The organism is Cellulosimicrobium sp. So1_17, assembly GCF_055181235.1.
Genome location: NZ_CM143702.1, coordinates 1,349,770 through 1,369,698, shown reverse-complemented (window position 1 = coordinate 1,369,698; position 19,929 = coordinate 1,349,770). Strand labels below are relative to the sequence as shown.

The following is a 19,929-nucleotide window of genomic DNA, read 5'->3' as shown; positions in this document are numbered from 1 at the left end:
GTCCACCCACCGGCACCCGGCACCCGGCGGCGACCCGCGCCCGTGAGGTCGCGTAACCTTGAACCTCGTGGCCACCATCGACTTTCCCGCCGAGATCAAGGCGCTGCGCAGCACGCTCGAGTCCATCGAGAGCGTGAGCGACCCGGAGGTGCTGCGCGCGAAGATCGCCGACCTCTCCGAGAAGGCGTCGGCGCCCGACCTGTGGGACGACCCGGACGCGGCGCAGAAGGTGACCTCCGCGCTCTCGGCCGCGCAGTCGGAGCTGGACCGGGTGAAGAAGCTCGGTCAGCGCATCGACGACGTCGAGACCCTCGTCGAGATGGGTCAGGAGGCGGGCGACGACCCGGACCTCGCCGCAGCGCTCGAGGAGGCGGAGGGGGAGATCGCCGCGATCCGCAAGGACCTCGACCTGCTCGAGGTCCGGACGCTCCTCGCGGGCGAGTACGACGCCCGCGAGGCGGTCGTGACGATCCGCTCGGGCGCCGGGGGCGTGGACGCCGCCGACTTCGCCGAGATGCTCCTGCGCATGTACCTGCGCTGGGCCGAGCGCCACGGGTACCCGACGACCGTGCTCGACACCTCCTACGCGGAGGAGGCGGGCCTGAAGTCCGCGACCTTCGAGGTCAAGGCGCCCTACGCGTTCGGGCACCTGTCGGTCGAGGCCGGCACGCACCGCCTCGTGCGCATCTCGCCGTTCGACAACCAGGGCCGCCGCCAGACGTCCTTCGCCGCGGTCGAGGTCATCCCGCTCATCGAGCAGACGGACTCGATCGAGATCCCCGAGTCGGAGATCAAGGTCGACGTGTTCCGCTCGTCGGGCCCGGGTGGTCAGTCCGTCAACACGACCGACTCGGCGGTGCGCATGACGCACATCCCGACGGGCATCGTCGTGTCGATGCAGAACGAGAAGTCGCAGATCCAGAACCGCGCCGCCGCCCTGCGCGTGCTCCAGTCCCGCCTGCTGCTCGTGCGCCAGGAGGAGGAGAGCGCGAAGAAGAAGGAGCTCGCGGGCGACATCAAGGCGAGCTGGGGCGACCAGATGCGGTCGTACGTGCTGCACCCGTACCAGATGGTCAAGGACCTGCGGACGGAGCACGAGGTGGGCAACACCTCCGGGGTGTTCGACGGCGACATCGACGGCTTCATCGAGGCCGGGATCCGCTGGCGTCGCGGTGCGCAGATCGAGGCCTGACCTCCGCACGCACCCGCCGAGCGGGTGACTCGGGCAACGATCAGATGCGCATGACCGCGGCGTGTCCGCCGCGGCGGGCCGCACGGCCGTGCCTACTCTCGATCGTCCGGCGAACCTGGTTCGCTCCCTGACCCGAGAGTTGTGCCTGCCGTGATCCGCTTCGAGAACGTCTCCAAGGTCTACGCGCGCGGCGCGCGACCCGCGGTCGACGACGTGTCCCTGGAGGTCCGGCGCGGCGAGTTCGTGTTCCTCGTCGGGGCGTCGGGTTCCGGGAAGTCGACGTGCCTGCACCTCATCCTGCGCGAGGAGCGGCCCACGAAGGGCAAGGTCTTCGTCGCCGGCCGCGACCTCGGCCGGCTGTCGAGCTGGAAGGTGCCGCACCTGCGGCGTCAGATCGGCGTCGTCTTCCAGGACTTCCGGCTCCTGCCCAACAAGACCGTCTTCGAGAACGTCGCGTTCGCGCTCCAGGTCATCGGGACACCGCGGCACACCATCGCGATCACTGTGCCCGAGACGCTCGAGATGGTCGGGCTCAAGGGCAAGGAGAAGCGGCGCCCGCACGAGCTGTCCGGCGGCGAGCAGCAGCGCGTCGCCATCGCCCGCGCGATGGTCAACCGGCCGCCCATCCTCCTCGCCGACGAGCCGACCGGGAACCTCGACCCCACGACGTCGCTCGGGATCATGCGCCTGCTGGACCGGATCAACCGCACCGGCACCACCGTCGTCATGGCGACGCACGACGAGGAGATCGTCAACCAGATGCGCAAGCGCGTGCTCGAGCTCGACACGGGATCCCTCGTGCGCGACCAGGCGCACGGGGCGTACGGCGCACGCGGCCAGGTGATCCCCGACCCCACCGTCCCGCCCGCGCAGGACGCGCCCGAAGGGGTCCCCGAGCCACCGCTCGGCGACCCGGACCCCGTCACCGGGGCGACCGGCACCCAGCCGGGGGCCGCGCCCGCGTCCGCCCCGACGAGCGTCGTCGTCCGCCGCGAGAGCGCCCTCAAGGCCCGGCGGCACGCCGAGGCCGCGGCGGGGGAGTGAGCGTCGTGCGCCTCCAGTTCATCCTCACCGAGATCGGCCAGGGCCTGCGCCGCAACCTGTCCATGACGGTGTCGGTCGTGCTCGTGACCTTCGTGTCCCTGACGTTCGTCGGTGCGTCCATGCTGCTGCAGACGCAGATCGACAAGCTGAAGGACGACTGGTACGACAAGGTCGAGGTCTCCGTCTTCCTCTGCCCCGTCGGCTCGCCGGAGCCGACGTGCGCCGCCGGCGAGGCCTCACCTGAGCAGATCGCGGCTCTCGAGGACGTGTTCGAGTCCGAGCTCGGCGACGAGATCCAGACCGTGTACTTCGAGTCCAAGGACGACGCGTTCGAGGCGTTCACCGAGCGCTATCCCGACGGCTACCTCGGCACGGAGCTCACGGTCGAGGACATGCAGGCCTCGTTCCGGCTCAAGCTGACCAACCCCGAGAACTACGAGGTCGTCAACGACGTCGTCACCGGGCGGCCGGGCGTCGAGGTGGTCGAGGACCAGCGTCGCATCTTCGACTCGCTGTTCCTCGCGCTCAACCGGGCGTCGCTGCTCTCGGCCGGTCTCGCGGCGGTCATGCTGCTCGCCGCGGTCCTGCTCATCACGACGACGATCCGGCTCTCCGCGCTCAGTCGACGGCGCGAGACGGGCATCATGCGCCTCGTCGGCGCGTCCAACCTCTTCATCCAGCTCCCGTTCCTGCTCGAGGGGGCGATCGCGGCCGTCGTGGGCGCGCTGCTCGCCGTCGGGGGGCTGTGGGTGGGGGTGAAGTACCTCGTGACCGACTGGCTCTCGCAGTCCGTCACGTGGGTGGCCTACGTCGACGAGTCGGACGTCCTGGCGATCGCGCCGGTCCTCGTCGGCATCGCGTTCCTGCTGGCGGCCATCTCCTCGGTCGTCACGCTCAACCGGCACACGAGGGTGTGAGATGACCCCGACGAACAAGCCCGCACACGGCGCTGCGGGCCGCGCCGCCCGCCCGGCACGGACCACCCGCTCGCCACGTGGCCTCCGTTCGCCGCGCCGCGTCCTCGCCGCGGTCCTCGCCACGGTGGTCCTCGTCACCGGTGTCGTCACGGGTGCGAGCGCCGACGACATCGACGACCGGAGAGCGGCGGCCGAGCGGCGGCAGCAGGAGATCCTCGGCAACCGCGAGCAGCTCGCGGCGGAGCTCGAGGGCACCGACGCCGAGCTGCAGCAGGCCGTGCTCGACCTCCAGGAGATCGAGGCGCGGCTGCCCGTCGCCCAGGCGGAGCTCGAGGCGGCCCAGGCCGAGGTCGAGCGCACGCAGCGCGAGGCGGAGCTGCTCGCGCAGCGCCTCGAGGACGCGCTCGCCCAGGAGGCGTCGATCGCGCAGGAGATCGCGCAGAGCGCGACGCAGGTCGCCGACGCGCGGTCGAGCATCGCCGAGATGGCGCGCAGTGCGTACCGGGGCCAGGGCGACGTGTCGAGCCTCGGCATCGTCACCGGGGCCGAGAGCACCGAGGAGTTCATCGAGGAGTACGCCGCCTCGTCGACCGCGGCCCGCAGCCAGTCCCGGACCCTCCAGGACCTCCAGGAGGCCGAGGCGGTCGGGCGCAACCGCGAGGCCCGGCTCGAGGCCGTCCGGGAGACGATCACCGACCTCAAGGCGCAGGCCGACCAGAACGTGGTCGAGGCAGAGGCCGCGCGCAAGGCCGCCGCCGACCGCAAGGCCGAGGTCGAGCAGCTCATCGTCGAGCAGCAGGCCAAGAAGGCGACGATCGAGGACCGCAAGGCGGCCGCCCTCGCGCAGGTCGAGCAGAACGAGAAGGACCAGGCGGCGCTGCAGAGCGAGCTCAAGGGCATCATCGCCGAGCAGGCGGAGCGGGACCGCCGGATCGCCGAGGAAGCCGAGCGTCGTCGCCAGGAGGAGGAGCGACGCCGGCAGGAGCAGCAGAACCAGCAGAACCAGGGCGGTGGAGGTGGAGGTGGCGGTGGCGGCGGAGGAGGCGGCAGCGTCGCGCCGGCCCCGCCGCCCCCGACGTCGAGCGGGCTGTCCTACCCGACGGCCGTCCCGCACATCACGTCGGGCTACGGCATGCGCCTGCACCCGACGCTCGGGATCTGGCGCCTGCACGCCGGGACGGACTTCCGGGCCTACTGCGGCACCCCGATCATCGCGTCGGCGTCCGGCACGGTGCTCTTCGCCCGGCGCTACGGCGGCCTGGGCAACCAGGTCCTCGTCAACCACGGCATCATGGGTGGGCAGAGCGTCATGACGAGCTACAACCACCTCTCACGGTTCGCGGTCTCGTCCGGGCAGTGGGTCGACAAGGGCACGATCGTCGGGTACTCGGGCAACACCGGGACCTCGAGCGCGTGCCACCTCCACTTCGAGGTCTACGTCGACGGGAACACCGTCGACCCGATGAGCCGGCTGTAGCCGCACCTGCGGGATAATCGGTACCGGGCGGCGTCGCACACCCGTAGCCTGACGAGCCGGCGCGCACCGGGGAACCCGGCGCAGCGGGCGTCGCGCACCCCGCGGGCTCGCGCGCACGCGCTGGCTCGACGAGCATCATCAGACCCACGAGGACGGTAGGACGACATGGCGAAGGACAACGGCCGCAAGGTCGTCGCCAGCAACCGCAAGGCACGGCACGACTACGTCATCGAGGACGTGCTCGAGGCGGGGATCGTCCTGAGCGGCACCGAGGTCAAGGCGCTGCGCATGGGGCGGGCGTCGCTCGTCGACGGATACGTCGACGTCGACCGGGGCGAGGCGTGGCTCGAGAACGTGCACATCCCCGAGTACACCGAGGGCACGTGGAACAACCACGCGCCGCGACGCAAGCGCAAGCTCCTCCTGCACAAGGAGGAGATCCTGCGGCTCGAGGCGAAGACCCGCGAGAAGGGCCACACGGTGGTCCCGCTCCAGCTCTACTTCCTCGACGGCCGCGCCAAGGTCGAGATCGCGCTCGCGCGCGGCAAGAAGGAGTACGACAAGCGCCAGGCGCTGCGGGAGAAGCAGGACAACCGCGAGGCGCTGCGCGCGATGCGTCAGCGCGAGATGCGCTGACGCCGGGGCTGGTGGGCACGCTCGCGGCGTCGTACGGTCGAGACCGGTCGCCGGCAACGGGCGGCGACAGGTCACGTCGACAGGAGGACCCATGGTCAAGCTGCGCCAGTACATCCCGCGTCTCGCGGCAGGGGCGTTCATCCTCAACTCCGGGCTGAGCAAGCGCGACGCCGACGACGAGGCGGCGCAGGGCTATCACGGCATGGCCGCGGGGACGTACCCGTTCCTCGGTGAGATCGAGCCGAAGCAGTTCGCCAAGACGCTGTCGACCGCCGAGATCGCGCTCGGTACCGCGCTCGTCACGCCGTTCGTCCCGACGGCGCTCGTCGCACCCGCGCTCGGCGCCTTCGCCGCCGGCCTCGTGGGCATGTACCTCAAGACTCCCGGCATGACGCGTGAGGACGGGATCCGTCCGAGCGACCAGGGCATCGGGCTCGCGAAGGACGTGTTCCTGCTCGGCATCGCCGGCGGCCTCCTCGCGGACGTCCTGAGCCGCAAGAAGTAGGCGTCGAGCGGACCACCGCCCCCACGCACCCCGGGGAGCGACGGGCCGGACGGAAATACGCGGGCGGCCGCCGGTGTTGATCCCGTAGGCTGTACCTGCTGCACCGCGCACGGGCTCGTCCCGGGCAGGGGCAGTGGTTGACAACTGCACAGGGGGTGATCGGTTTCGACGGTGGTCGTGCTTCGAGGAGAAGCGGGCCGAGGATGCAGGCTTATCTCGTAAACGATGTCTGCAAACTACAGGTGCCGATAACAAGCGCACCGACTTCGCACTCGCCGCCTGAGCGAGTCCTGAAGTCCGTCAGCCCGAGCTAGCTCTCGACTCGGATCCTGGCGTCATCTAGAGAGCCACTGCTCGCAGTCCTCGTCACCGGGGCTGCGGGGACACCTTGGTGACTGAGCCCGTCCGCACCTTGTCTGCGTGAGTGCGGGGGCCGAGAAAATCTGCAGCAGACTGCGCCCGGAGAAGTCCTCGATCGGCGTCACCGGACCGGGGTTCGATTCCCCGCACCTCCACCCCTGCGACGGACGGCCCGCACCTCTCGGTGCGGGCCGTCCGTCGTCACACCCCTGGCTCACGGGATCCCGGGGTCCGGCGTCTCGGGCTCCAGGTCGCCCAGCGGGGCCGTGTGCTCCCGCACGGCGACCCATGACCCGTCGTGCATCTCGTAGAGGACGGTGCTGAGCGTCGGCGTACCGAACGTCCCCGTGTCGGCGATCGTGATCGTGGTCGACGACCGGTGGCGGACCTGCGCGGAGTCGCCGCGGACCCTGACGTCCACAGGACCGGTGGCCTCGAAGGTCGTGAAGTCCCACACGCCGGCGATGACGTCGTCCAGATAGGAGTCCCGGGACAGCACGTCGCCCGTCGGGGGGACCAGCTCGAAACCGGGTGCGTGGAGCCGCTCGAGGACGTCGGCGTCGGCGTCGACGAGAGCGGCGAGCCGCTGATCCTGGATGCGTCGCAGCTCCTCGACCACTGCTCCCTCGACGACGGCGGGCGGGGACGGTTCGGTGAGACGCACCACCACGACCGTGCCTACGCACCCCAGCGCGAGTCCGACGAGCGCGGCCACCGTCGCCGTCCGTCCGGTCCGCGAGCCAGGACGAGCTCCACCGTCGTGCGGTGCGATACCGGGCTCAGGATCCGGTCCGCCGACGAGGTCCACGGTGACGGTGTCCGGTCGCGACGGCCCACGACGGTGCCTGGACATGTGGACCCCCTCCCGTCCCGCTGTGGGTGTCGCGCCGCGCCGGGCTCGGTCTGCGCCCACCTCAGTATCCGCCCACCGGCGGTCTGGAGGAGGGGCGACGACTGCCCGACCGGTGGGATCACCAGCCGTGGTTCGCCCAGGCGGTCTCCGCGTCGGCGCCCTTGAGCCATCGGACGTGCAGGACGTCGCCCGAGATCGTCAGGGTGTCGTCCTGGCGCCCGACGCACGGGGCGTCCGGGTCGTCGCAGTACACGTCGTCGCGCACCGGGTCGTCGAAGTGGGCCCGCCACTGCAGGCGCGGCTCGGGGTTCACGTGACGCGGAAACGCGTGCGGACCGATGGTGTCCCAGTGGGTGCACTCGCGCGTCACCAGGTAGCCGACGGCGTGGCCGTCCGGAGCGTCCGGGTCCCCGTCCCAGAGCCGCCCCACCTCGCCGCGGGGACCGGCCGGGTCCGTGGGGCCGTCAGTCACGCGTCGCCCCGACGAGCGGCTCGGCGCCGACCCCGGCGCCCTCGCCGGGCGCTGCGCCGGGTCCGCCGTCGGGCTCCGCCGGGTCGCCCGCCGAGGGCGGCGTCCCGCCCGCGCCGGCGCGCCGACGGCGACGCAGCACCCACCGCACGACGAGCGCGACGGCTCCGCCCACCACGAGCCACGGCAGCAGCGCCCCGACGACCACGACGAGGCCGTTGAGGGTCGCGAGCAGGGCGTTCCAGCCGTTCTCCAGCCCGCCGAGGAAGCCGCCGGGGGAGAGCTGCTCGACGGGTGCTACCTGGACGAGCGAGACGGTCACGGTCGACATCGCGACCTGGTCGGTGAGCGCCGCCCGCTGCGACTGGAGGGACTCGAGCTCCGCCTGCCGGGTGGTGAGCTCCTGCTCGGCGGCGAGCAGGTCCTCCGTGCTGCCGGCCGAGCCCATGAGGTCGCGCAGACGGTCCACGGACGTGGTGAGCGCCTCGACCCGGGCGTCGAGGTCGCGCGCGGTGCCGGTGACGTCGACCGCCTCGACCGACAGGTCGTCCACCTCGCCGATCTGCTCGAGCGCGTCGAGCGTGGCCGTGGTCCGGTCGGCGGGGACCCGGATCGTCAGCTCGGCGTGCGCGGTCCCGTCTTCGGCGTCACCCGACTGGTTGCGGGTCTCGACCCGCCCGCCGGCGCTCTCCGCGAGGTCCGCGACCTCCGCCGCGCCCGCGACCGGGTCCGCGGTCACGACCGTGACCCACCCGGTCGTGACGATCTCCCGCGCGGCCTCCGCCTGGGCGGCCTCGTCGCCCGCCGCGATGCCCGACACGGCGTCGTCGGCGCCCCCCTGGGCGGCCTCGCCGCCGCCGTCGCCCTCCACCGCGCGGTCCTCGGCCGAGACGGGCGCCGCTCCGGACTCGGAGTCGGCTGAGCCGCCGGAGCACCCCGCGAGGAGAGCCCCGCCGAGGACGAGTGCGACGGCGAGGGCGGGGAGCCGACGGGTGCTGAGACGCATGCTTGCGAGCGTAGGGGGCCAAGCGTGCGAACCGGACACGCGACCGGACATCGTGACCGTGTTGTGAACTGGTCGTGACCTGACCGCCACACGACGGCAGGATGGGTGGGTGCTCGTGTGCTGCGGACTCCTGACGCTCGACGTGGTCCAGGTCGTCGACCACCTGCCCGGTCCCGACGAGAAGGTCGTGGCCCACTCTCTCGACGCGACGTTCGGGGGGCCGGCCGCCAACGCGGCGGCGACGGCGGTCGCCCTCGGGGTGCCTGCCCGTCTGGTCGCTGCGGTCGGTACCGGTCCGGTGGCGGACGCGGTCCGCGCCGACGTCGTCGCGGCCGGCGTCGAGCTCGTCGACGCGGTCCCGGCGCGGCGCCGGGACGCGGTGCAGCCCGCGCTCTCCACCGTCCTCGTCACGGCGGGGTCGGGGGAGCGCGCCGTGGTGAGCACCAACGCCACGACGCTCGGCGACCTCGTGCCGCCGGGCGGCGTGGACGACGTCGACGCCCTGCTCGGTCCGGTAGGACCGGGAGACGTCCTGCTGCTCGACGGTCACCTCGCCCCGCTCGCGCTCGCGCTGGCGCGGCGCGCCCGGGAGGCCGGGTGCGTCGTCGTGCTCGACGGCGGCTCCTGGAAGCCGGACGCGCCGGAGCTGCTCGCGCTCTGCGACGCCGTCGTCCTGTCGGCGGACTTCCGCGTCCCCGGCGTGCCGGTCGACGACGAGGACGCGTCGGGGCGGGGGTCGGACGCGATCCTGACGGACGTCGCACGGCGCGGACCGCGCTTCGTCGCGCGGACGCGCGGTGGGCGGCCGGTCGAGGTGCTGCACGACGGGCGCCGGTCGCAGACCGCCGTGCCGTCGCCGCGCCGCGTCGTCGACACGCTGGGGGCGGGCGACGTCGTCCACGGGGCGTTCGCGGCCGCGCTCTGCGCGGGCGAGCCCTTCGCCGCCGCGCTCGCGCGAGCGGTCGTCGTCGCGACGCGCTCGGTCGAGCATCCGGGCGCGCGCGGCTGGATCGAGGCGGGGGCCGTCGGCTGACCGGAGGACCTGAGCCCCCGGAAAGCGGCCGGCTCGTCCGCCTCCGGATCGCGACGTGTCGCCCGCGTTGCCGCTCGACAACGGTTCGGTCACGGAGCCTCGAGCGGGTTGACACGCACTTAGTAAAGGCGGTCTACTAACAAACATGACAACGGCAGTCACCGGGACCGGCGCACCGCGGAGGAGGCTGAGCTCCGGGCTCAGGCCCACCTCCAAGGTGCTCCCCGAGCACGCTCGGGCCCACAACCGCTCCCTCGTGCTGCAGCACCTCTTCCACGAGGGCCCCACCTCGCGCGCCGACCTCGCCCGGGCGACGTCGCTGACCCGCGTCACGATCTCCGACCTCGTCTCCGTGCTCATCGCCGAGGGGCTCGTCGAGGAGCTCGGCGTGCGGCCCGGCCAGCGGGTCGGCAAGCCGGCGATCCTCGTCGGGATGCGGACGAGCGCCTATCAGATCGTCTCGGTCGACCTCACCGACGACGAGGTCCTGCGCGGCGCCGTCCTCACCCTCACCGGCGACTTCGTGGTGCGGCAGAGCCTCGCCGTCGACGGCCGGACCGGTTCCGAGCTCGTGGACCTGCTGACGCGCTTCTGCCGCGGGCTCATCGCGTCGGCCACCCAGCCCGTGATCGGCGTGGGCATCGGCTCCCCGGGGGTGGTCGACGCCGTCGGCCGCGTCGTCGAGGCGCCGAACCGTCGCTGGTACGACGTGCCGCTCGCGGCACAGCTCACGGAGCAGCTCGGCCTCGCCGTGCACGTCGCGAACGACGCGAACATCGCCGCGCTCGGCGAGTTCACGTTCGGCGGCGCCGCGGGGGACGGCCTGCTCGTCCTCACCGTGGGCGAGGGCGTGGGCGCCGGCATCATGGTCGACGGCGCGCGCGTGCGTGGTCACGGCGACGCGGCCGGCGAGCTGGGCCACGTGACCGTCGTCGACGACGGCGACCTGTGCGCCTGCGGCCGCCGCGGGTGCCTGGAGACCGTCCTGTCCGTCCCGGCGCTGCGGCGTGCGGTCGACGGGCTCGACACCGAGACGTCCGACGCCGCCCTGGCGTCGGTCGGCAGGACGCTGGGCATCGCCCTCGCGCCTGTCGTCAGCGCGCTGAACCTCGCGGAGGTCCTGATCAGCGGTCCGGCGGACCTGCTCGACGGACCGTTGCGGGAGGCCGCGCTCGAGACCATCCGTGGCCGCACGATGCCCGTCATCGGCAGCGGGCTCCAGGTGCGGATGGCCACGCTCGACGAAGACGTCGTCCTCGCAGGGGCCGCCGTCCTCGTCCTGTCCGGACAGCTGGGGGTCTCGTGAGCGCCACGCCCACCTGACCTTCCTGCCCGACCGGGGCGGGTCGACCACGAGACCCGTCCCCCCGCTCGCCCGGCGCCCCGGAGACCCCAGTGCTGCACCCTCCGGACGCGGGGCACCGCACACCCTGAATAACGCAGGACCCCTGCCACATCTCGTGCGCCGTCATCGACGACACCGCACAAGCACCGAGAGGAAGCACCCAGTGAAGAGGAACCGCCTCGTCGCCACGTCCGTGGCGTCGACGATCACCCTGGCGCTCGCGCTGACCGCCTGCAGCTCCGGCGGCACCACGGGCGACGACGCCACCAGCAGCGGGGACGCGACTCCCGAGCCCGGTGACATCACGCTCTGGCTCGCGGGACCCGACACGCCCCAGGAGCTCCGCGACTACCTCGTCGAGACGTTCGAGACCGAGAACCCGGGCTCGACCCTCACCATCGAGCAGAAGGAGTGGCCGGACCTCGTCACGTCGCTCACCACGGCCCTGCCCGACGCGGCGAACACGCCCGACGTCACCGAGATCGGCAACACGCAGTCCTCGACCTTCAGCACGGTCGGCGCGTTCCACGACCTCACGCCCCTGTACGAGGAGCTCGGCGGCGACAACCTGCTGCCGTCGTTCGTCGAGGCGGGCAAGGTCGGCGACCAGAACTTCGCGCTCCCGTACTACTTCGGCTCGCGCTACATGTTCTACCGCAGCGACGTCTGGAGCGCCGCGGGCCTCGCGGTCCCCGAGACGCTCGCCGAGTTCACCGACTCGGTCAAGTCGCTGCGCACGGACGCCCAGTCCGGCTTCGCGATGGGCGGCCAGGACTGGCGCAACGGCATCTCCTGGGTCTTCGCGAACGACGGCGAGCTCGCCGTCGAGGAGGACGGCCAGTGGACGTCCACGCTGAGCGACCCGAACACGATCAAGGGCCTCGAGCAGTGGCAGGAGATCTTCGAGGGCGCCTCCAACGTCCCGGCGACCGCCAAGGACGTCGCGTACTGGGAGTTCCTCAACGACGGCCCGGAGGGCGAGGCCCCCGAGGCCGCGACGATCATGGCTCCGGGCTGGGCTCGCTGGTCGATCGGTGACCTCACCACGAACGACGACGGCGAGGAGGTCCGCGACGGCATGGTCGACGAGGCCAAGTACGACATCTTCGCGCTCCCGGGCGTCGACGGTGGCGTGGCACCCGTCTTCGCCGGTGGATCGAACATCGCGGTCTCGGCGAAGTCCGAGCACCCCGAGCTCTCCGAGAACCTGCTGCGGATCATCTTCTCCTCGACGTACCAGAGCATGCTCGGCGAGAACGGCCTCGGGCCGGCCAACAGCGAGTACGTCTCGGCGCTCGGCGACGACAAGTTCGCCTCGACGATGATCGCGACCGCCGCCGACTCCAAGCTCACCCCGCCCGCCCCGGGCTGGGCCGCCGTCGAGGGCGCCCTCGTGTACGAGGAGCTGTTCCAGGCCATCGCCGAGGGCGGGGACGTCACGGAGCTCGCGGCGGAGTACGACGAGAAGATCACGCCGATGCTCAACAACGGCTGACGCCAGGCCTGATCGGACCTCGAGAATCCTGCACCTGCGCCGGTCCGGACGAAACCTGTCCGGACCGGCGCGGGCCGGGAGGAGCCCCCGCATGAACACCACCGTCTCACCGCCCGTCGCAGCGGTCGCGCCCCTCGGCGACGGCGCGGGGCCGGCACCCCGGCGGACCCGCCGCCGGCCCCGGGCCCCCTACGCCCTCCTCGTCCCAGCGCTCCTCGTGATCCTGCTCGGCATGGGGTACCCCGTCTACTGGCAGGTCATCACCTCGTTGCAGGAGTACGGGCTCGCCCAGCAGTTCGGGCAGCCGCCGACGTTCGTCGGCCTCGACAACTACGCGCGCATCTTCACGGACAGCACGATGTGGGCCGTCGTCTTCCGCTCGATCCTCTTCTGCCTCGTCAACGCCGCGCTGACGGTCGTGCTCGGCACGCTGATCGCCCTCCTCATGAAGGCCGCCGGGAGCGTGCCGCGCATCCTCCTGCAGGTCGCGATGCTCCTCGCCTGGGCCATGCCCATGGTCGCCGCGGTGACCGTCTTCAAGTGGCTGTTCAACTACCGCTCGGGCGTCGTCAACTGGCTCCTCGTCCAGCTCGGGCTCGACCAGTTCCAGGGGTACGAGTGGCTCGCGCAGCCGCTGACGTTCTTCTTCGTGGCCACCCTCGTCATCGTCTGGATGTCGGTGCCGTTCGTCGCGCTGTCGGTCTACGCCGCGCTGACGCAGGTCTCCGACGAGGTCATGGAGGCCGCGTCGCTCGACGGCGCGAGCGGCTGGGGCAAGTTCTGGCACATCGTCGTCCCGATGATCCGTCCGGTGCTGGCGATCGTGCTGCTGCTCCAGATCATCTGGGACCTGCGCGTGTTCGCCCAGATCCGTCTCCTGCAGGACGGCGGCGCACCCATCTCCGAGACCAACCTGCTCGGGAACTACATCTACGAGCTCGGCGTCGGGCGTCAGGACTTCGCGAGCGCGGCCGCCGTGTCCATCTTCGTGCTAGCGCTCACCATCGCGCTGAGCTGGCCCTATGTCCGCAGCCTGCTGAAGGAGGACGAGGCATGAGTGCCGTCACGACCTCGACCGACGCCGCACCCGTCCGCCACCGGGCGCCCGGTGGCGCCTCGGGCCGTCCCGCCCGCACGTTCCGCCCGGGCAAGGTGGGGGCGGGGGTCCTCGCCGTCGCCGTCGCGCTGCTGTGGGTCTTCCCCGTCTACTGGATGATCAACACCTCGCTCCTGCCGCGGACGCAGGTGCAGTCGCGCACCCCCACGTTCTTCAGCGCCGACGCAGGGATCTTCAACTACGCGCGCGTGCTCGACGGGGACTCGTTCCTCAACGCCCTGCGCATGAGCGTGGTCGTCACGCTCTCGACGGTGCTGTTCGTGCTGGTCTTCGCGTTCCTCGCGGCGCTCGCGATCAGCCGCTTCCGGTTCCGCGGGCGCAAGTCGTTCATCATCGCGATGCTCTTCATCCAGATGTTGCCGGCCGAGGGCCTGTTCATCGCGCAGTACCGCATGCTGTCGAGCGCGAACCTGCTCAACTCGGCGGTCGGGCTCACCGTGCTCTACACGGCCGCCGTCGTGCCCTTCACGGTGTGGATGCTGCGCGGGTTCGTCGCCGGAGTGCCGGCCGAGCTCGAGGAGGCGGCGATGGTCGACGGCCTGAGCAGGACGGGGGCGTTCATCCGCATCACCTTCCCGCTCCTCGCCCCCGGCCTCGTCGCCGCCGGCGTGTACGCGTTCCTGCAGGCCTGGAACGAGTTCACGGTCGCTCTCGTCGCGCTGCCGTCCAACCAGGCGCAGACGCTCCCGCTCTGGCTGCGCGGGTTCCTCAACTCGAGCGTCAGCCAGGGGGTCAACTGGGGCGAGGTGATGGCGGCGTCGACGCTCATCGCGGTCCCCGTCATCATCTTCTTCCTCATCGTCCAGGGCCGGATGACCGGCGGCCTGGTCTCGGGCGCGGTGAAGGGCTGACGTGAGCGACCTGACCACGGCCGCCTCGCTCTCCGGCGAGGCGGCCGCCCCGAGCGCCCTCGGCGCGACGCCACGGCCGAGACCTGCGACCGAGACCCTGGAGCGCCCCGGGCCCGGGTGGACGGCGGGGCTCGACATCGGCGGGACGAAGGTGCTCGCGACCGTCCTCGGGCCCGACGGCGTCGCGCACGAGGCCGTGCGGGTCCCCACGGTCCGGGGCCCGCAGGGCGTCGTGGCCAGCGCCGCGCGCGCCGTGCGCGAGGTCGCGAGCAGGGCCGGGGTCGACCTGGCCGTGCTCGACGGCGTCGGCGTGGGGGTACCGGGCCTCGTGGACCCCGACGACGGGTCCGTGACCCATGCGGTCAACCTCGGCATCGAGGGTGTCCGCTTCCCGTTGTCGCGCGCGCTGTCCGACGAGCTGGGCGGGACGCCCGTGCGCACGGACAACGACCTCAACGTCGCGGCCCTCGGGGCCTCGCACCTCCGGGGTCCGGACGGGGGCGACCTCGCGTTCCTCGCGCTCGGCACCGGGCTCGCCGCAGGCATCGTCCTGGGCGGCGAGCTCCGCCGCGGTGTGAGCGGGGCCGCGGGGGAGATCGGGCACATCCCGATCGACCCACGGGGTCCGGTGTGCGCGTGCGGTCAGCGGGGCTGCGTCGAGGTGTACGCCTCGGGCTCCGCGCTCAGCGCGCGCTGGCCGTCGCGCCACGGGCGTCCCGCGCCGGCCGAGCTGTTCGAGGCCGCGGCGGCGGGCGACGCGGAGGCGGTGCGCATCAAGGCGGAGTTCGCGTCCGCGGTCGCGAGCGCCGTGCGCATCCTCGAGCTGACCGTCGACGTGCGCCACGTCGTCCTGGGAGGCGGGGTCTCCGCGCTCGGCGAGCCGCTGCTCGACGCCGTCCGCGCCGCCCTCGAGGACCAGTCGCGCTCGTCCCCGTTCCTGTCGTCGTTGCGGCTCGCGGACCGTGTGTCCCTCGCGCCCGACGACGTCCCCGTCGCCGCCGTGGGTGCCGCCCTCGTCGGCCGTCGAGAGGTGTCCTGATGGAAGTCGTGATCGCTCCCGCCACGAGGCTCGCCGAGCTGGCCGCCGACGCGGTCGACGCGCTCGTGCGCGCGCGGCCCGACGCCGTGCTGGGTCTCGCCACGGGGTCCAGCCCGCTGAAGGTGTACGACGAGCTGGCGCGTCGGCACGAGCAGGAGGGGTTGTCGTTCGCGCAGGCACGGGCCTTCATGCTCGACGAGTACGTCGGCCTGCCCGCCGAGCACCCGGAGCGGTACCGCAACGTCATCGAGACGGAGATCGCGTCCCGCGTGGACCTCGCCCCCGGGGCCGTGCAGGGGCCGGACGGGAACGCCGAGGACCTGCCCGCGGCGTGCGCCGCGTACGAGGCCGCGATCTCCGACGCCGGCGGGGTGGACCTGCAGATCCTGGGGATCGGCACCGACGGGCACATCGCGTTCAACGAGCCGGGGTCCTCGCTGGCGTCGCGCACGCGGATCAAGACGCTCACGGCCCAGACGCGCGAGGACAACGCGCGGTTCTTCGGCGACGACGTGGACCGGGTGCCGCGACACTGCCTGACGCAGGGTCTGGCGACGATCATGTCCGCCCGGCACCTCGTGCTGCTCGCGACGGGCAAGGGCAAGGCCGAGGCCGTGCACCAGCTCGTGGAGGGCCCGATCAGCGCCCTGTGGCCCGCGACGATCATGCAGATGCACCCGCACGCGACCGTGCTCGTGGACGACGCCGCGGCCTCGCGCCTGCAGCTCGCGGACTACTACCGCCAGACCTACGCCTCGAAGCCGGAGTGGCAGGGGCTCTGAGCATGCACGAGCGCACGCGCCCCGGCGTACCCGGGCCGCGAGCGCCAGTCCTCCCGCTGGCCGCCCGCCGGCGCCGGTCACGCCCCTGACCGGTGCCGGCGGGCTCATCTGCGCCCGGGACCGGCGGACGCGCTGTCGGCGCGGCGACGTAGACTGCTGGCCATGACCGAACTCCGCGCGAGCACGCCCCCCGGCGGTCCCGAGGACCCGTTCCGGAGCCCTGCGACCGAGCCGACCACGGGCACGTCGACAGGCGTCCTCGAGCGCGAGGAGACCCACGAGCAGGCCGAGCCGGGCGACCACGAGCGCTTCGCGCACTACGTGCGCAAGGAGAAGATCATGGAGTCGGCGATGTCCGGCAAGCCGGTGATCGCGCTCTGCGGCAAGGTCTGGGTACCGGGCCGCGACCCGAACAAGTTCCCCGTGTGCCCCACGTGCAAGGAGATCTACGACGGTCTGCGGGAGCCGCAGGACGGCGAGGGTGACTCCGGCAAGTGAGCGGCACGCCCCACTCGTCGTCCACCTCCCCTAACTCTCCTCGCGCCACCTCCGGCGCCCCTCCGGCCGCACCGCAGAGCCCGTCGTCCGCGGCGGCCTCGCACCTCTCCCCGGCGTTCCCGCGTCGCGCCCCGTGGGGCTCGGCGTCCAGGCTGCGCGCGTGGCAGGCGGAGGCCCTCGAGCTCTACCGCGGCCGCGCGCCGCGTGACTTCCTCGCCGTCGCCACGCCCGGCGCCGGCAAGACGACGTTCGCGCTGCGCGTCGCGACGGAGCTCCTCGAGCAGGGCGTCGTGCGTCGCGTCACGGTCGTCGCCCCGACGGAGCACCTCAAGCACCAGTGGGCCGACGCCGCCGCGCGCGTCGGCATCCGCATCGACCCCAACTTCCGCAACAGCCAGGGGCGGCACGGGTCGCACTACGACGGCGTCGCGCTGACGTACGCGCAGGTCGCGGCGAAGCCCGCGCTGCACGCCGCGCGCACGACCGCCGAGCGCACGCTCGTCATCCTCGACGAGGTCCACCACGGCGGGGACGCCCTGTCCTGGGGCGAGGCGGTGCGCGAGGCGTTCGAGGACGCCACGCGGCGCCTGAGCCTCACGGGTACTCCGTTCCGGTCCGACACGGCCGCGATCCCGTTCGTCGAGTACGAGCGCGGCCCCGACGGGATCCGCCGCTCGAAGGCCGACTACACGTACGGGTACGGCGAGGCGCTGCGCGACCACGTCGTGCGGCCGGTGCTCTTCCTCACGTACTCCGGCCAGATGCGCTGGCGCACGAAGGCGGGCGACGAGGTGAGCGCACGCCTCGGGGAGCCGCTCACGAAGGACATGACCGGGCAGGCGTGGCGCACGGCGCTCGACCCGAACGGCGAGTGGATCCCGTCCGTCCTCGCGGCGGCGGACAAGCGCCTCTCCGAGGTCCGGCGCGCGATCCCGGACGCGGGGGGTCTCGTCATCGCGACGGACCAGACGGACGCGCGCGCCTACGCGGGCCACCTCGCGCGGCTCACGGGGAAGTCGCCGACGGTCGTGCTCTCCGACGACGAGGGCGCGAGCGGGCGCATCGAGGAGTTCTCCGACGGCGACCAGCGCTGGATGGTCGCGGTGCGGATGGTGTCCGAGGGAGTGGACGTCCCGCGCCTGGCCGTGGGCGTGTACGCGACCTCGACCTCGACGCCGCTGTTCTTCGCGCAGGCCGTCGGGCGCTTCGTGCGCGCGCGGCGGCGGGGCGAGACGGCGTCGGTGTTCCTCCCGAGCGTCGCGCCGCTGCTCGAGCTCGCGAACGGGCTCGAGGTCGAGCGGGACCACGCGCTCGACCGCCCGCTCACGGCGGAGGAGCAGGGCGAGGGGTTCGACCCGGAGGCGGCGGAGCTCGCCGCGGCCAACCGGGAGGACAAGGCCTCGGGGGAGCTCGTCCAGGGCAGCTTCGAGGCGCTCGAGGCCCAGGCGTCGTTCGACCGCGTCCTGTTCGACGGCGGCGAGTTCGGCACGGGCGCGGACGTCGGCTCGGACGAGGAGCTCGACTTCCTCGGCCTGCCGGGGCTGCTCGACGCGGACCAGGTGACGAGCCTCCTGCGTCAGCGGCAGGCCGACCAGATCAGCGCACGGTCCAAGAACGGTGTCGCGGCCGAGCGCGCGCGCTCCGAGCTGGAGCACCGGCGGGCGGCCGACCTGCGCAAGGAGCTCCAGCAGCTGGTGTCCGCGTGGGCGCGGCGCAGCGGGCAGCCCCACGGGACGGTGCACAACGAGCTGCGCCGTCGCTGCGGCGGCCCGGAGGTCCCGCTCGCGACCGTGGAGCAGCTCGACGCGCGCGTCAGCCTCGTCCGGGGCTGGTTCGTCGGCAAGAAGTAGTCAGTCGAGCGTGCGGACGACCGTGGGGATCGCCGGGTCGCCCGCCGAGAGCCGGCGTGCGCCGCGGGGCAGCTCGGCGCGCGACTCGCGGTGCCGGTCCGCCGCGTTCTGCACGCCGTACGACCCGACCCAGCGCGAGTCCACGGCGCCGTCGACCACGAGCGGGACGTGCAGGGGGCGCACGTCGCCCTCCTCGGCGTCCGGGTCCCAGTCCCGGACGGCGAGGTCGGCGCCCGTGACCACGAGCTCCTCGACGGCGCGACCGTCGTCCCCGTAGCGGCGGGCGGCGACCTTCCGGCCGCCGGTGCTCGTCTTGGCCGTCGAGGCCTTGGCGACCGGCTGCAGCACGCCCGACGCGTCCTCGCGGGCGACGAGCTTGTAGACCATGCCGCACGTCGGCGCCCCGGAGCCGGTGACGAGCGACGTGCCGACGCCGTACGAGTCGACCGGTGCCGCCGCCAGCGCCGCGATCGCGTACTCGTCGAGGTCGGACGTCACCGTGATCCTCGTGTCGCATGCGCCGAGCGAGTCGAGCTGTCGGCGGACCTCGACGGCGAGGACGCCGAGGTCGCCCGAGTCGAGCCGCACCGCCCCGAGCCCGGTCCCCGCGGCGCGGACGGCGTTCGCGACGCCGCGGTGCACGTCGTAGGTGTCGACGAGCAGCGTGGTCCCGGGTCCCAGGGAGGCGACCTGGGACGCGAAGGCCGACTCCTCGTCGTCGTGCAGGAGCGTGAAGGCGTGGGCCGCGGTGCCGATGGTCTCCAGGCCGTAGCGGCGCCCCGCCTCGAGGTTGGACGTCCCGGCGAAGCCCGCGACCACGGCGGCGCGTGCCGCGGCGACCGCCGCCTGCTCGTTGGCGCGGCGCGCACCCATCTCGAGGCACGGGCGGTCGACGGCCGCGCTCGTCATGCGGGACGCGGCGGACGCGATCGCGGAGTCGTAGTTGAGGATCGACAGCACGAGGGTCTCGAGCACGACCGCCTCGGCGAACGTGCCCTCCACGACCATCACCGGGGAGTGGGGGAAGAACACCTCGCCCTCGGCATACCCGTTGATCGAGCCCGTGAAGCGGTAGCCCGCGAGGTAGTCGAGCGTGCGGTCGTCCACGACGGAGTGCGCATGCAGCCAGTCGAGCTCGTGCGGCGAGAAGCGGAACGCGGCGAGCGCCTCGAGCACACGACCCGTCCCCGCGAGCACCCCGTAGCGCCGTCCGGCCGGGAGGCGCCGGGTGAACACCTCGAACAGGCAGTGGCGGTGCGCGGTGCCGTCGGCGAGCGCCGCCTGGAGCATCGTCAGCTCGTAGCGGTCCGTGAGGAGGGCGGTCGACGTGCTGGGGCCGTTGCCCACGGGTGCGGTCGCGCCGAGGGCGGCGTCGAGTCCGGGCGCGAGGGCGGCCCGGAGGGCGGCGGTGCCCCGGTCGTTCAGGCTCATGCGGACACCGTAGGGCAGACGACCCCGTC

General features: G+C 72.7%; 18 protein-coding genes, 1 other RNA gene and 1 pseudogene. 16 read left to right on the top strand and 4 right to left on the bottom strand.

Annotated features, from left to right (window positions below):
• Positions 1-67: 67 nt before the first annotated feature.
• From prfB to ssrA, 7 genes and pseudogenes are all read left to right on the top strand, one after another.
• Positions 68-1,192 (top strand): peptide chain release factor 2, encoded by a 1,125-nt coding sequence (gene prfB / locus ACZCLJ_RS06145; protein ID WP_251153314.1) that lies wholly within the window; start codon positions 68-70, stop codon positions 1,190-1,192.
• A gap of 150 nt (positions 1,193-1,342) precedes the next feature.
• Positions 1,343-2,023, top strand: a pseudogene (gene ftsE, locus ACZCLJ_RS06140) (cell division ATP-binding protein FtsE); the annotation flags it as partial.
• A gap of 218 nt (positions 2,024-2,241) precedes the next feature.
• Positions 2,242-3,153, top strand: a complete 912-nt coding sequence (gene ftsX, locus ACZCLJ_RS06135) for a permease-like cell division protein FtsX (protein WP_251153316.1) — start codon at positions 2,242-2,244, stop codon at positions 3,151-3,153.
• Between the two features lies 1 nt (position 3,154).
• On the top strand, positions 3,155-4,630 hold the full coding sequence (locus ACZCLJ_RS06130) for a peptidoglycan DD-metalloendopeptidase family protein (protein WP_463105803.1): 1,476 nt from the start codon (positions 3,155-3,157) through the stop codon (positions 4,628-4,630).
• A gap of 165 nt (positions 4,631-4,795) precedes the next feature.
• Positions 4,796-5,266, top strand: coding sequence for an SsrA-binding protein SmpB (smpB, locus tag ACZCLJ_RS06125; RefSeq protein WP_251153318.1), 471 nt, complete (start codon positions 4,796-4,798; stop codon positions 5,264-5,266).
• 91 nt (positions 5,267-5,357) lie between these two features.
• Positions 5,358-5,771, top strand: a complete 414-nt coding sequence (locus ACZCLJ_RS06120; protein WP_251153319.1) for a hypothetical protein — start codon at positions 5,358-5,360, stop codon at positions 5,769-5,771.
• A 151-nt stretch (positions 5,772-5,922) separates the two neighbouring features.
• Positions 5,923-6,289: a transfer-messenger RNA gene (ssrA, locus tag ACZCLJ_RS06115) on the top strand.
• 56 nt (positions 6,290-6,345) lie between these two features.
• Here the strand turns inward: ssrA and ACZCLJ_RS06110 are convergent.
• The 3 genes from ACZCLJ_RS06110 to ACZCLJ_RS06100 all read right to left on the bottom strand — a co-directional run bounded on the left by ACZCLJ_RS06110 (position 6,346) and on the right by ACZCLJ_RS06100 (position 8,459).
• Positions 6,346-6,795 carry a nuclear transport factor 2 family protein gene (locus tag ACZCLJ_RS06110; protein ID WP_463105802.1) on the bottom strand — a complete coding sequence of 150 codons (450 nt, stop codon included), beginning with the start codon at positions 6,793-6,795 and terminating at the stop codon, positions 6,346-6,348.
• Between the two features lie 307 nt (positions 6,796-7,102).
• Positions 7,103-7,456 carry a hypothetical protein gene (locus tag ACZCLJ_RS06105; protein WP_463105801.1) on the bottom strand — a complete coding sequence of 118 codons (354 nt, stop codon included), beginning with the start codon at positions 7,454-7,456 and terminating at the stop codon, positions 7,103-7,105.
• Positions 7,449-8,459: a DUF4349 domain-containing protein gene (locus ACZCLJ_RS06100; protein WP_463105800.1), complete on the bottom strand. Its 1,011-nt coding sequence runs from the start codon at positions 8,457-8,459 to the stop codon at positions 7,449-7,451. Before ACZCLJ_RS06100 ends, ACZCLJ_RS06105 begins: the two co-directional genes overlap by 8 nt.
• Positions 8,460-8,574: 115 nt before the next feature.
• On the opposite strand from ACZCLJ_RS06100, the gene ACZCLJ_RS06095 reads away from it, so the two are divergent.
• The 9 genes from ACZCLJ_RS06095 (at position 8,575) to ACZCLJ_RS06055 (ending at position 18,469) form a co-directional block, all read left to right on the top strand.
• Positions 8,575-9,492, top strand: coding sequence for a PfkB family carbohydrate kinase (locus ACZCLJ_RS06095; protein WP_463105799.1), 918 nt, complete (start codon positions 8,575-8,577; stop codon positions 9,490-9,492).
• A gap of 145 nt (positions 9,493-9,637) precedes the next feature.
• Positions 9,638-10,798: an ROK family protein gene (locus tag ACZCLJ_RS06090; RefSeq protein WP_463105798.1), complete on the top strand. Its 1,161-nt coding sequence runs from the start codon at positions 9,638-9,640 to the stop codon at positions 10,796-10,798.
• A 202-nt stretch (positions 10,799-11,000) separates the two neighbouring features.
• Positions 11,001-12,332 carry an extracellular solute-binding protein gene (locus ACZCLJ_RS06085; protein WP_463105797.1) on the top strand — a complete coding sequence of 444 codons (1,332 nt, stop codon included), beginning with the start codon at positions 11,001-11,003 and terminating at the stop codon, positions 12,330-12,332.
• A 91-nt stretch (positions 12,333-12,423) separates the two neighbouring features.
• Complete coding sequence (locus ACZCLJ_RS06080) at positions 12,424-13,389, top strand: carbohydrate ABC transporter permease (protein WP_463105796.1); 966 nt, start codon at positions 12,424-12,426, stop codon at positions 13,387-13,389.
• Positions 13,386-14,300 (top strand): carbohydrate ABC transporter permease, encoded by a 915-nt coding sequence (locus ACZCLJ_RS06075; RefSeq protein WP_463105795.1) that lies wholly within the window; start codon positions 13,386-13,388, stop codon positions 14,298-14,300. The genes ACZCLJ_RS06080 and ACZCLJ_RS06075 overlap by 4 nt, the downstream gene beginning before the upstream one ends.
• A 1-nt stretch (position 14,301) precedes the next feature.
• On the top strand, positions 14,302-15,339 hold the full coding sequence (locus tag ACZCLJ_RS06070) for an ROK family protein (RefSeq protein ID WP_463105794.1): 1,038 nt from the start codon (positions 14,302-14,304) through the stop codon (positions 15,337-15,339).
• On the top strand, positions 15,339-16,121 hold the full coding sequence (gene nagB, locus ACZCLJ_RS06065; RefSeq protein WP_463105793.1) for a glucosamine-6-phosphate deaminase: 783 nt from the start codon (positions 15,339-15,341) through the stop codon (positions 16,119-16,121). The genes ACZCLJ_RS06070 and nagB overlap by 1 nt, the downstream gene beginning before the upstream one ends.
• 162 nt (positions 16,122-16,283) lie before the next feature.
• Positions 16,284-16,619, top strand: a complete 336-nt coding sequence (locus ACZCLJ_RS06060; protein WP_251153330.1) for a DUF3039 domain-containing protein — start codon at positions 16,284-16,286, stop codon at positions 16,617-16,619.
• Positions 16,616-18,469, top strand: a complete 1,854-nt coding sequence (locus ACZCLJ_RS06055) for a DEAD/DEAH box helicase (RefSeq protein ID WP_463105792.1) — start codon at positions 16,616-16,618, stop codon at positions 18,467-18,469. The genes ACZCLJ_RS06060 and ACZCLJ_RS06055 overlap by 4 nt, the downstream gene beginning before the upstream one ends.
• Here the strand turns inward: ACZCLJ_RS06055 and ACZCLJ_RS06050 are convergent, their stop codons facing one another.
• A complete protein-coding gene (locus tag ACZCLJ_RS06050; RefSeq protein WP_463105791.1) occupies positions 18,470-19,900 on the bottom strand; it encodes a nicotinate phosphoribosyltransferase in 1,431 nt (476 codons plus the stop codon).
• Positions 19,901-19,929: the final 29 nt, after the last annotated feature.